10 protein-coding genes are annotated in these 12,293 nt (G+C 72.3%); 6 read left to right on the top strand and 4 right to left on the bottom strand.

The window, feature by feature from the left end; genetic code table 11:
- Positions 1-60 precede the first annotated feature (60 nt).
- The 4 genes from B5557_RS16565 to B5557_RS16550 all read left to right on the top strand — a co-directional run bounded on the left by B5557_RS16565 (position 61) and on the right by B5557_RS16550 (position 4,588).
- The gene (locus B5557_RS16565; RefSeq protein WP_079660163.1) at positions 61-1,074 is read left to right on the top strand and encodes a hypothetical protein; all 1,014 of its coding nucleotides are present in this window, start codon (positions 61-63) and stop codon (positions 1,072-1,074) included.
- A 106-nt stretch (positions 1,075-1,180) separates the two neighbouring features.
- A complete protein-coding gene (locus B5557_RS43710) occupies positions 1,181-2,653 on the top strand; it encodes an Ig-like domain-containing protein (RefSeq protein WP_079660162.1) in 1,473 nt (490 codons plus the stop codon).
- A gap of 127 nt (positions 2,654-2,780) precedes the next feature.
- A complete protein-coding gene (locus B5557_RS16555) occupies positions 2,781-3,722 on the top strand; it encodes a sortase (RefSeq protein ID WP_079660160.1) in 942 nt (313 codons plus the stop codon).
- A gap of 20 nt (positions 3,723-3,742) precedes the next feature.
- Positions 3,743-4,588: a phosphate ABC transporter ATP-binding protein gene (locus B5557_RS16550; protein ID WP_079660159.1), complete on the top strand. Its 846-nt coding sequence runs from the start codon at positions 3,743-3,745 to the stop codon at positions 4,586-4,588.
- 62 nt (positions 4,589-4,650) lie between these two features.
- Here B5557_RS16550 and B5557_RS16545 read toward each other — a convergent pair whose 3' ends face one another.
- The 3 genes from B5557_RS16545 to B5557_RS16535 all read right to left on the bottom strand — a co-directional run bounded on the left by B5557_RS16545 (position 4,651) and on the right by B5557_RS16535 (position 7,785).
- A complete protein-coding gene (locus B5557_RS16545; RefSeq protein WP_079660157.1) occupies positions 4,651-6,279 on the bottom strand; it encodes a phospho-sugar mutase in 1,629 nt (542 codons plus the stop codon).
- Between the two features lie 74 nt (positions 6,280-6,353).
- On the bottom strand, positions 6,354-7,178 hold the full coding sequence (locus tag B5557_RS16540; protein ID WP_079660156.1) for a purine-nucleoside phosphorylase: 825 nt from the start codon (positions 7,176-7,178) through the stop codon (positions 6,354-6,356).
- A gap of 160 nt (positions 7,179-7,338) precedes the next feature.
- Entirely contained in the window at positions 7,339-7,785 is a 447-nt protein-coding gene (locus B5557_RS16535) for a gamma-glutamylcyclotransferase (protein ID WP_079660154.1), read from the bottom strand.
- A 96-nt stretch (positions 7,786-7,881) separates the two neighbouring features.
- Between B5557_RS16535 and B5557_RS16530 the strand changes: the two genes are divergently transcribed.
- Together B5557_RS16530 and B5557_RS16525 are read left to right on the top strand one after the other, a co-directional pair.
- Complete coding sequence (locus B5557_RS16530; RefSeq protein ID WP_079660153.1) at positions 7,882-9,330, top strand: NAD(P)H-quinone dehydrogenase; 1,449 nt, start codon at positions 7,882-7,884, stop codon at positions 9,328-9,330.
- Positions 9,331-9,461: 131 nt separating this feature from the next.
- On the top strand, positions 9,462-10,421 hold the full coding sequence (locus B5557_RS16525) for a DeoR/GlpR family DNA-binding transcription regulator (RefSeq protein ID WP_079660151.1): 960 nt from the start codon (positions 9,462-9,464) through the stop codon (positions 10,419-10,421).
- An 81-nt stretch (positions 10,422-10,502) separates the two neighbouring features.
- Here B5557_RS16525 and B5557_RS16520 read toward each other — a convergent pair whose 3' ends face one another.
- A complete protein-coding gene (locus B5557_RS16520) occupies positions 10,503-12,275 on the bottom strand; it encodes an acetyl/propionyl/methylcrotonyl-CoA carboxylase subunit alpha (RefSeq protein ID WP_079660150.1) in 1,773 nt (590 codons plus the stop codon).
- Positions 12,276-12,293 lie beyond the last annotated feature (18 nt).

Raw genomic sequence — 12,293 nt, 5'->3', positions numbered from 1 at the left:
GAAAGCCCAGCCTTTGCTTGAACGTCCGGTCTTTCGAAATCCAGAACAAGGGGTTCAGAAATGAACGTCAAGTCTCGCGCTCAGGTCGGCGCCGCTTTCGGCGTCGCGGCTCTCGGCCTCGGCATCCTGGCCGCCCCGGCCTCGGCCGACCCGGGCTCGACCACCGAGTACCGTCAGCTGGCGGGTGTGGGTTCGGACACCACGCAGTACGTCGTGAACGGCCTCGGCGACACCATCACGAACACCGGCGGCAAGGTCATCGCCTCCTGGAACGCCACCGGCTCCGCCACCGTCACCACCAAGGACCCGGCGACCAAGCCGAACTGCACGATCAACCGCCCGAACGGCTCCTCGGCCGGCATCACGGCGCTGAACAACGACATCACCGCCGGCACCGGCTGCCTCGACTTCGCCCGCTCCTCGCGCGGCCCCGCCGACACCTCCACCTCCGACCTGACCTTCATCCCGTACGCCAAGGACGGCGTCACCTACGCCACCGACCTGGGCAGCTCGGTGCCGACCAACCTGACGAAGGCCCAGTTGGCGAGCATCTACACCAACTGCACCTACACCAACGCCTCGGGCACCACGGTCACGGTGGCGCCGCTGCTGCCGCAGACCGGCTCGGGCACCCGGACGTTCTGGCTGTCGGCCATCGGCGTCAGCGAGTCGCAGGTCGGCTCCTGTGTCACCCAGGGCATCCAGGAGCACGACGGCACCGCGATCACCGCCGCCAACCAGCTGATGCCGTACTCGATCGCCCAGTGGATCGCCCAGGGCAAGAGCCTCCCGGGTGTCGAGGCCCGGCGCGGCGAGTCGCGGCTGCGCAGCATCAACAGCCTGGCCCCCACCACCGGTTCGGGCACCGCGCTCGCCCTCAACACGAGCTTCGACTCCCAGTTCCTGCGGGACGTCTACAACGTCGTGCAGACCACCCGGCTCGCCGAGCCGGTCATCGCGGACACCTTCGTCGGCTCCGCCTCCAAGGTCTGCTCCAGCAGCGCCACCCTCACCACGTACGGCTTCGGCGCCGTGAACAACTGCGGCGCCACGACCCTCACGGGCGAACGCTGATCCATGACCGCCGGCTGACCCTCGCGCGAGCGGCCGGGCACCCACGGGTGCCCGGCCCCACGCGCTGTCCGTACACACCCGTCGACCGACCCCGGGGGGCAACGAAATGACCGTGCCGCAACCCTTCAGAAGAACGGCCGCCGTCCTGGCCGCCTGCGCCCTGCTCGCACTGGGCCTGGTGACCCTGGCCGTGACCCAGTCCCAGCCCGCCCGGGCGGCCTCCGTCGGCGCGTTCACCATGACGCCCGGCACCGGCGAACTGAGCGCCACCCAGCCCATCGCCGGGTCCCTCACGATTCCCGGCAAGTGTCCCGACGTCACCCTCGAGGACATCAACTGGAACAGCGCCCTCAACCTGTACGTCGTCAAGGCCGACGGCACCGAGCAACTGGCGCTGCGCGGCGTCACCGACAAGGCCCCCTACTCGGCCGCCACCTCGACGCTGTCGCTCGCCGCGGCCGACAACCCGGGCCTGTTCGTCGCCCCGCTGACGGACATCATCACCGGCGACGGCACCTACGAGCTGCGCCTGCGCTGCGTGGACAACTTCGACTACGCGGTGGCGCCGGACTCGATCGTCCCCGGCGACCCGTACTGGTCCCAGAAGATCACCGTGACCGGTGACCACTGGGCCGTCGGCGAGGGCGCGAAGGCCACCGGCGTCACTCTCGTGGCGGCGCCCGGCGACATCGAGCCCGGCGAGGAGGTCACGCTCACCGCGACGGTCTCGCCGGCCGAGGCGACCGGCAAGGTCACCTTCCTGGACGGCACGACCTCCCTGGGCGAGGCCACCGTCGCCGGTGGCAGGGCCGAGCTCAGGACGAAGGCGCTGACCCAGGGGCGGCACGACATCACCGCCCGCTTCACCCCCGCCGACGCGACCAGGTGGGGCGCCTCGGAGGCCGCGGTGGCCACCGTGCTCGTCTACCCCGCGGACTACGAGATCCACGACGCCGCCGACAAGCGGCTGGCCGTCGAACCGCAGCTCCGGCGCGGCCAGACCGTCAAGCTGATCGTCCGTGGCTGCACGGCCGGCACGACGTACGCGATGAAGCTGAGCGGCAACGACGCCGGCTTCGCCGCCGCCACCGCGGACGCGAGCGGAGTGGTGACCTGGCCGACGCTGACCGTCCCCGACGACGCGGTCGCGGGCCGGGCGTCCTGGACGTTCACCGCGGCCGGCAAGAACTGCCGGACCAACGGCGGCGTGGGCGTGGACTTCACCACCGCGTCCTTCACCGTCCCCGAGCCGAGCGGCTCCCCGAGCCCCACCGGCAGCGCCGACCCCTCGGGCGACCCGACGGGCGACCCCACCGACGCCCCGAGCGACCAGCCCACCGACGGGCCGACCGGCGGCACGGGCGACACCGCCGGAACGACGTCCGGAACGACGTCCGGCACCACCGGCGGCGCCGGCACCGGCGGAACCACCACGACGGGCGGCGGCCTCGCCTCCACCGGCAGCGAGATCGCCCTGTTCTCCGGCGTCGGAGCCGTCGTCCTGTGCACGGCCGGCATCCTCTTCGTCCGCTTCGGCCGCCGACGCGGCCTGCTGCACTTCGGCGAGCCCCGCGCCTAGGCGACGGGGAGCGCGGGCGGCGGACCACACCCCGCCGCCCGCGCCTGCCGTCTGCCGTCGTCACCCGTCGGTTGCCGTCTGCCGTCTGTGCCTGTCCACCCCACACCACCTCACAGGAGCGCTCCCCGTGACCGTGCTGTCCCCGCCCCCGCCGGTCGAGGCGTCACCGGCGCCGGCGCCCGCGCCCGAGCCGCCGTCCGCCGCCGGGCCGACGCGGGCCGAGCGCGCCGGCCTCGCGTTCGCCGGCGCCGCACTGTGCGTGCTCGCCGCCCTGCTGCTCGGCTTCGCGGCCAACCTCACCATCGTGGGGCACCTCCAGCACGCCCGCGACCAGCAGACCGCCTACGACGAGCTGCGCCGCCAACTCGCCCTCGGCATCGCACCGGTGGGGCAGCGGACGTACGAGCAGGACATGCTGAAGCCGGGCGCGCCCGTCGCGCTGCTGCGCATCCCCGCCCTCGGCCTGAAGGAGGTCGTCGGGGAGGGCACCGCCTCCGGAGTGCTGATGTCCGGCCCGGGCCACCGCCGCGACACCCCGCTGCCGGGCCAGGCCGGCACCAGCGTGATCATGGGCCGCCAGTGGGGGTACGGCAGCCCGTTCAACGACCTCCACCAACTCCCCGTCGGCGCCGAGATCCGCGTGACGACCGGCCAGGGCACCGCCGCCTACACGGTCTCGGGCATCCGTCGCGAGGGCGACCCCCTGCCGCCCACGCTCACCCAGGGCCAGGGCCGGCTCACCCTCATCACCGCCGACGGCGGCCCCTACACCCCCTCCGGCACCCTCCGCGTCGACGCCGCCCTGACCAGCGCCGTCCAGCCCGCCCCACCGCGGCCCCTGACCTCCGGCTGGATCGACGAGTCCGAGCAGGCCCTGGGCACCGAGGGCGCCGCCTGGCTCCCGGTCTTCCTCTGGTCGCAGGCGTTGCTGCTCGCGGCCCTGCTCACCATGGCCGCGCGCCGCGTGTGGGGCCCCTGGCAGACCTGGATCGTCGGCGTGCCCGTACTGGCCGCCCTCGGCCTCGCCGTCTCCGGCGCCGCCACGCGTCTGCTGCCCAACCTGCTCTGAACGACGAGGAGTCACCCACCATGCCCGAAGCGACAGACACGACCGTGAAGCTGCCGCGGGTGCCCGCGGGCACGACCGCGGGCGGGAACGACCCGGCCACCCTGGAGGCCGACTCCATCTCGGCCTGGTTCGGCGACCACAAGGTCCTGGACCAGGTGTCGCTCACCATGCCCGCCCGCAAGGTGACCGCGCTCATCGGCCCGTCCGGCTGCGGCAAGTCCACCTTCCTGCGGATCCTCAATCGCATGCACGAACTGGTCGGCTCCGCCTCCCTCGCCGGCCGGGTGCTGCTCGACGGCGACGACATCTACGACCGCGGCCGCCGCATCACCCACGCCCGCCGCCAGATCGGCATGGTCTTCCAGAAGCCGAACCCCTTCCCGGCGATGTCGATCTACGACAACGTCACCGCGGGCCTGAAGCTGGGTGGCATCAAGGCCGGCCGGGACAGCAAGGACGGTCTCGTCGAGGAGTGCCTCACCAAGGCGGGCCTGTGGAAGGAGGTCCGCGACCGTCTGCGCCAGCCCGGCGGCGCGCTCTCCGGCGGCCAGCAGCAGCGCCTGTGCATCGCGCGCTCGCTGGCGGTCCGGCCCCGGGTCCTGCTCATGGACGAGCCGTGCTCGGCCCTGGACCCCACCTCGACCCGCCGCATCGAGGAGACGATCCACGAGCTCTCCGAGGACGTGACGATCGTGATCGTCACCCACAACATGCAGCAGGCCGCCCGTGTCTCCGACCAGTGCGCCTTCTTCCTGGCCGAACAGGGCACCCCCGGCGGGATCGTCGAACACGGCCCCACGGCCTCGATGTTCGACAGCCCCCAGGACCCGCGCACCTCGGACTACGTGGGCGGCCGCTTCGGATGACCTGACGGCCGAACCGACGGCCGGGCCGATGGACGGCCCGGCGCGTCCCGTCTGTCCTGGCGTCAGATGCCGGCCGCCGCCGACAGGTCCCGCTTGATCGTGGCGAGCAGGTCGTCCGCCTCGGCGCGGGCGGCCGGGAGACCGGAGTGGTCGGCCACCGGAACGACGACCTCCAGGTAGCACTTCAGCTTCGGCTCCGTACCGCTCGGGCGGACGACGACCCGCGCGCCGTCGAGCGTGTAGCGCAGCCCGTCGGTGGGCGGCAGCCGGTCCGTGCCCTGGGTGAGGTCCTCGGCGCGGGTGATGGTGAGGCCCGCGAGGGAGGTCGGGGGCTGCTCCCGCAGACGCTGCATGGCGTCGGCGATGACCGACAGGTCCTGCACCCGCACCGACAGCTGATCGGTGGCGTGCAGGCCGTGTTCCACGGCGAGGTCGTCGAGCAGGTCGAGGAGGGTGCGGCCCTCCTCCTTGAGCTCCGAGGCGAGCTCGGTGATGAGCAGGGCGGCGGTGATGCCGTCCTTGTCGCGGACGCCCTCGGGGTCCACGCAGTAGCCGAGGGCCTCCTCGTAGCCGTAGCGCAGGCCGTCGACGCGGGCGATCCACTTGAAGCCGGTGAGGGTCTCCTCGTAGGGCAGGCCCGCCTTCTCGGCGATCCGGCCGAGGAGGGAGGACGAGACGATCGACTCGGCGAACGTGCCGCGCGCCCCGCGCCGCACGAGGTGCGCGGCGAGCAGCGAGCCGACCTCGTCGCCCCGCAGCATCCGCCAGTCGCCGCCGTCGGGGACGGCCACGGCGCAGCGGTCGGCGTCCGGGTCGTTGGCGATGACCAGGTCGGGTGCGCTCGCGCGGGCCGCCGCGAACGCCAGGTCCATCGCGCCGGGCTCTTCCGGGTTGGGGAAGGCGACGGTCGGGAAGTCCGGGTCGGGCTCGGCCTGTTCGGCGACGAGCACCGGCTCCGGGAAGCCCGCCCGGGCGAAGGCGGCGAGCAGGACGTCCTTGCCGACGCCGTGCATCGCCGTGTAGACCGTGCGGGCCGTACGGGGGGAGTCCGCGGCGAGGACGGCGTCCGTACGGGCCAGGTAGGCGTCGAGGACGGCGTCGTCGAGGACGTGCCAGCCGGCCCGCGGACGGGGAACTTCCTTCAGGGCGGTGATCGCGTCGATCTCGGCCGCGATCCCCGAGTCGGCGGGCGGCACGATCTGTGAACCGTCGCCCAGGTACACCTTGTAGCCGTTGTCGCGGGGCGGGTTGTGGCTGGCGGTGACCTCGACCCCGGCGACCGCGCCGAGGTGCCTTATGGCGTACGCCAGGACGGGGGTGGGCAGCGGGCGGGGCAGGACGGCCGCCCGGAAGCCCGCGCCCGTCATCACCGCGGCGGTGTCCCGGGCGAAGTCCTCCGACTTGTGGCGGGCGTCGTAGCCGATGACGACGACTCCGCCGGCCTGGCCGCTCTTCTTCAGATACGCGGCGAGACCGGCGGCGGCGCGGATGACGACCGAGCGGTTCATACGCATGGGCCCGGCGCCCAGCTCACCGCGCAGGCCTGCGGTGCCGAACTGGAGGGTGCCGCTGAAACGGTCGGCGAGCTCGGTGAGGGCCTCGGCCTCGATGAGCCCGGCGAGCTCGTCACGGGTCTGCGGGTCGGGGTCCTCGGCGAGCCAGGCGGTGGCGCGGGCGATGACGTCGTGCACGGTGGGGTCAACCTCTCGTATGCCTATTCGACTTACCGAGTGGGGCGCGGGGTACCGAGTGGGTGTGGGCGGGTCTACAGGCGGCCGAGGACCTGGGCCAGCAGGGAGCCCATCCGCGTGGCGCTGTCCCGTCCGGCCTGGAGGACCTCCTCGTGGTTCAGCGGCTCGCCCGTCATGCCCGCGGCGAGGTTGGTCACCAGGGAGATGCCGAGCACCTCCGCGCCCGCCTCGCGCGCCGCGATGGCTTCCAGCACAGTGGACATGCCCACCAGGTCCGCGCCGATCACGCGCGCCATGCGGATCTCGGCCGGCGTCTCGTAGTGCGGGCCGGGGAACTGGGCGTAGACGCCCTCCTCCAGCGTGTCGTCGATCTCCTTGCACAGGGCGCGCAGCCGCGGCGAGTACAGGTCGGTGAGGTCGACGAAGTTCGCGCCCACGATCGGCGACGTCGCCGTCAGGTTGATGTGGTCGCTGATCAGCACGGGCTGCCCCGGGCGCATGCCCTCGCGCAGACCGCCGCAGCCGTTGGTCAGCACGATGGTCTTGCAGCCGGCCGCCACCGCCGTACGGACACCGTGCGCGACGGCGGCGACGCCGCGGCCCTCGTAGTAGTGGGTGCGGCCCAGGAAGACCAGCGCCCGCTTCTCGCCGATGCTGTACGAGCGGACCTTGCCGCCGTGGCCCTCGACCGCGGGCGGCGGGAATCCGGGCAGCTCGGTGACCTGGAACTCGGCGTCGGGAGCGCCGAGGGCGTCCACGGCCGGCGCCCAGCCGGAGCCCATCACGAGGGCGACGTCGTGGGTTTCGGCGCCGGTCAGTTCGCGCAGGCGCGCGGCCGCGGCGTCGGCGGCGGCGTGGGGGTCGCCCTGGATGTCGTCCGGGAGAAGAGATGCGTTCACGCGACAGAGCGTATCCGGTTTCCGCCTACGCGCGTAGATGACAGAGCGAACGGGATGGCGATCGTTGCCTTGTCGTTTCCAACGAGAGGTCCGCCGGGAGGCTCTTGCGAGGCTGGGGCCTGTCCGGCGGATCATGCCGCAGACGCGGGGCCGACGGGGCTCAGCAGGGGCGTTTCCGTAGCTCCATCACGTAGTCGTGTGGTGCGCCCGCGGACTCGGCTGCGTCGGCGATCTCGCCGAGGTAGCGCGCCGACGGCAGTCCGCCCTCGTAGCCGTTGAGGACGTACATCCACGCGGACTCCTCGCCCTCCAGCGTGTGCACCCGTACCCGGGCGCGCCGGTAGATGCCGAGGCCGACGCCCTCCCAGCGGTCCAGGGACTCCTCGTCCATGGGGGCGATGTCGTACAGCGCGACGAAAACCTGCGCGCCGGGGTCCGCGGGGTCCTCGACGACCGTCGCGAGCGCGCCCTCCCAGCCCAGCTGCTCGCCGCCGAACGTCAGCCGCCAGCCGCTCAGCCAGCCGGTGGCGCGCATCGGCGAGTGGGGAGCGCGGCGGGTCATCAGCCGCGCGTCGAGGTTGCCGGCGTACGCGGCGTAGAGCGACATGCAAGGAGAGTACGGCAGTGGGCGCACGCGTCACTCTCATCACAATGGCGACCCTGGCGGCCCCCGGGGCAGTACCCGCGCCCGCTGTGCGGGACAATGGAGTACGTGACTCGGATCGTGATCATCGGTGGCGGACCCGGCGGCTATGAAGCGGCGCTGGTGGCCGCGCAGCTCGGCGCGGAGGTGACCGTCGTCGACTGCGACGGTCTGGGCGGAGCGTCGGTGCTGACCGACTGCGTGCCGTCGAAGACCCTGATCGCCACGGCCGAGGTGATGACCACCTTCGACTCTTCGTACGAGGAGCTGGGGATCATCGTCGCCGACGACACCCCGCCGCTGGAGCAGGCGGCCCGGGTCGTCGGCGTGGACCTCGGCAAGGTCAACCGACGGGTGAAGCGCCTCGCGCTCGCCCAGTCGCACGACATCACCGCCTCCGTCACCCGCGCCGGCGCCCGGGTGCTGCGCGGCCGGGGCCGCCTGGAGGGCATGCAGGCCCTGGACGGCTCCCGCAAGGTCGTCGTCACCGCCGCCGACGGCACCGAGGAGACCCTCACCGCCGACGCCGTCCTGCTCGCCACCGGCGCGCACCCCCGCGAGCTGCCGGACGCCCAGCCCGACGGCGAGCGCATCCTGAACTGGACCCAGGTCTACGACCTCGCCGAGCTCCCCGAGGAGCTCATCGTGGTCGGCTCCGGTGTCACCGGCGCCGAGTTCGCCGGCGCCTACCAGGCCCTCGGCTCCAAGGTCACCCTCGTGTCGTCGCGCGACCGCGTGCTGCCCGGCGAGGACCCGGACGCCGCCGCCGTCCTGGAGGACGTCTTCCGCCGCCGCGGCATGAACGTGATGGCACGCTCCCGCGCCGAGTCCGCCAAGCGGGTCGGCGACCGCGTCGAGGTCACCCTCTCCGACGGCCGGGTCATCAGCGGCTCGCACTGCCTCATGGCGGTCGGCGCCATCCCCAACAGCGAGGGTCTCGGGCTGGAGGAGGCGGGCGTCAAGGTCCGCGAGTCCGGGCACATCTGGACCGACAAGGTCAGCCGCACCACCGCCCCGGGCGTCTACGCCGCCGGCGACGTGACCGGGATCTTCGCCCTGGCCTCCGTCGCCGCCATGCAGGGCCGTATCGCCATGTACCACTTCCTCGGCGACGCGGTGGCCCCGCTCAACCTCAAGACGGTCTCCTCCAACGTCTTCACCGACCCCGAGATCGCCACCGTCGGCTACAGCCAGGCCGACGTCGACGGCGGCAAGATCGACGCCCGCGTCGTCAAGCTGCCGCTGCTGCGCAACCCGCGCGCCAAGATGCAGGGCATTCGCGATGGCTTCGTCAAGATCTTCTGCCGGCCCGGCACCGGCATCGTCGTCGGCGGTGTGGTCGTGGCGCCGCGCGCCTCGGAACTGATCCACCCCATCTCGATCGCCGTCGACAACAATCTGACGGTCGAACAGATCGCGAACGCGTTCACCGTGTACCCGTCTCTTTCCGGGTCGATCGCGGAGGTCGCCCGACAGCTGCACACACGAAAAGCGGCAGGCGAGGCCTGATACCGGACATGCGGACGGCAAAGGCGCCGGAACCGGGCCCTATACCACCTCCCGTCCCCCTGTGCGAACAACTTCTACTATTCGGCGCAAAGAGCTGAAAGCAGACGGTCGTCCGCGTTACTGTCAGTTTCGTGTTCGCTGCAGAACGTCGTCAATTGATCCTCGAAATGGTGCGAGCGAACGGGGCCGTGTCGCTCCGTGAACTCGCCCGCGTCGTCCAGACCTCCGAAGTGACCGTACGGCGGGACGTGCGCGCGCTGGAGGCAGAAGGACTCCTCGACCGCCGACACGGCGGTGCGGTATTGCCGGGCGGTTTCACGCGGGAGTCCGGCTTTCCGCAGAAATCCCATCTCGCGACCGCTGAAAAGACCGCCATCGCGGACCTTGCCGCGGGCTTCGTCGAAGAGGGCGAGGCCATCGTGGTCGGGGCGGGTACCACCACCCAGGAGCTGGCCCGCAGGCTCGCCCGTGTCCCCGGCCTGACGGTCGTCACCAACTCCCTCCTCGTGGCCCAGGCACTGGCCCATGCCAACCGGGTCGAGGTCGTGATGACCGGCGGGACCCTGCGAGGCTCCAACTACGCCCTGGTGGGCTCGGGCGCCGAGCAGTCCCTGCAGGGTCTGCGGGTGTCCAGGGCCTTCCTCTCCGGGAGCGGCCTCACCGCCGAGCGCGGGCTGTCCACGTCCAACATGCTGTCGGCGTCCGTGGACCGGGCGCTGGTGCAGGCGGCCGCCGAGGTCGTCGTCCTCGCCGACCACACCAAGCTCGGCACCGACACCATGTTCCAGACCGTGCCCACGGACCTCATCACCCGCCTGGTCACCGACGAGCCGCCACCGCACGACGACCGCGCCGGCACCGAACTGCAGGCCCTGGCGGACCAGGGAGTGCAGATCGCCGTGGCCGGGGCGTCGGGAAGCCAGGGAGGTGATGCGGTCCCGGCGCGTCACCAGCAGCGTCGGGACGTGCCGCTGCCGGCTCCGCGCCGGGGCCAGGTCCCGGGCGCGGCCACCCTGCGGGCGACCGCCGCGTTGGGGGACGCGAACCCCGGCGCGGAGCGCGCCAGGGTCGCGGACCTGCGCCGCCGTTGACGCCGCGAAGTGTCGGGCGCCGCGGTGAAAGCGGTGAGGCGCCCGGCTGAGCGGGCGCCTCGGCGGGATTGATCGGGGGGATCAGTCCTTGATCTCGCAGATCGACGCACCCGAGGTGACGGACGCGCCGACCTCTGCCGCGAGGCCCTTGATGGTGCCGGAGCGGTGCGCGTTCAACGGCTGCTCCATCTTCATCGCTTCGAGGACGACGACCAGGTCGCCCTCCTTGACCTCCTGGCCCTCCTCGACGGCCACCTTCACGATGGTGCCCTGCATCGGGGAGGCGAGGGTGTCGCCGGAGGCGACGGGGCCGGACTTCTTGGCCGCCCGGCGCTTGGGCTTGGCGCCCGCCGCGAGACCTGTGCGGGCCAGGCTCATGCCCAGCGAGGACGGGAGGGAGACCTCCAGCCGCTTGCCGCCGACCTCGACGACGATCGTCTCGCGGTCCGTCTCGTCCTCGGCCTCGGCGTCGGCCGGGGCCGCGAACGCGGGGATCTCGTTGACGAACTCGGTCTCGATCCAGCGGGTGTGCACCGTGAACGGTTCGGCGGAGCCGGTGAGTTCGGGCGCGAACGCGGGGTCGGTGACGACCGCGCGGTGGAACGGGATCGCCGTGGCCATGCCCTCGACCTGGAACTCCGCCAGCGCGCGGGCGGCCCGCTGGAGCGCCTGCTCGCGGGTCGCGCCGGTGACGATCAGCTTGGCGAGCAGCGAGTCCCACGCCGGGCCGATGACCGAGCCCGACTCCACGCCCGCGTCCAGACGCACGCCGGGACCGGACGGCGGGGCGAACGTGGTGACCGTGCCGGGGGCCGGCAGGAAGCCGCGCCCCGGGTCCTCGCCGTTGATGCGGAACTCGAAGGAGTGGCCGCGCAGCTCCGGGTCGCCGTAGCCGAGCTCCTCGCCGTCGGCGATGCGGAACATCTCGCGGACGAGGTCGATGCCGGAGACCTCCTCGGTGACCGGGTGCTCGACCTGGAGGCGGGTGTTGACCTCCAGGAAGGAGATCGTGCCGTCGACGCCGACCAGGAACTCGACGGTCCCGGCGCCGACGTAACCGGCCTCCTTCAGGATGGCCTTCGAGGACGAGTACAGCTCGGCCGTCTGCGCCTCGGAGAGGAACGGCGCGGGGGCCTCCTCGACCAGCTTCTGGTGGCGGCGCTGGAGGGAGCAGTCACGGGTGGAGACCACCACCACGTTGCCGTGGGTGTCGGCCAGGCACTGCGTCTCCACATGGCGGGGCTTGTCGAGGTAGCGCTCGACGAAGCACTCGCCCCGGCCGAACGCGGCGACCGCCTCGCGGACCGCGGAGTCATACAGCTCGGGGACCTCTTCGAGGGTGCGGGCGACCTTCAGACCGCGGCCGCCACCGCCGAAGGCGGCCTTGATCGCGATCGGCAGCCCGTGCTCCTCGGCGAAGGCGACGACCTCGTCGGCGCCGGACACCGGGTCGGGCGTGCCGGCGACCAGGGGCGCGCCCGCGCGCTGGGCGATGTGCCGGGCGGCGACCTTGTCGCCGAGGTCGCGGATGGCCTGCGGGGGCGGGCCGATCCAGATCAGGCCCGCGTCCAGGACGGCCTGGGCGAAGTCGGCGTTCTCCGACAGGAAGCCGTAGCCGGGGTGGACGGCGTCGGCGCCGGACTCCTTCGCCGCTTTCAGCACCTTCTCGATGTCGAGATAACTGGTCCCAGGAGTGTCACCGCCCAGGGCGAACGCCTCATCCGCAGCGCGGACATGCAGAGCGTCCCGGTCCGGGTCGGCGTACACGGCCACGCTCGCGATGCCGGCATCCCGGCACGCCCGGGCCACGCGGACTGCGATTTCGCCACGGTTGGCGATGAGCACCTTGCGCACGATTGAGGCTCCCTCCTT

Origin of the sequence: Streptomyces sp. 3214.6 (assembly GCF_900129855.1) — a bacterium.
Taxonomy (GTDB): Bacteria; Actinomycetota; Actinomycetes; order Streptomycetales; family Streptomycetaceae; genus Streptomyces; species Streptomyces soliscabiei.
The sequence above is the reverse complement of the archived record's forward strand: the minus strand, read 5'-3'. Positions and strand labels throughout refer to the sequence as shown.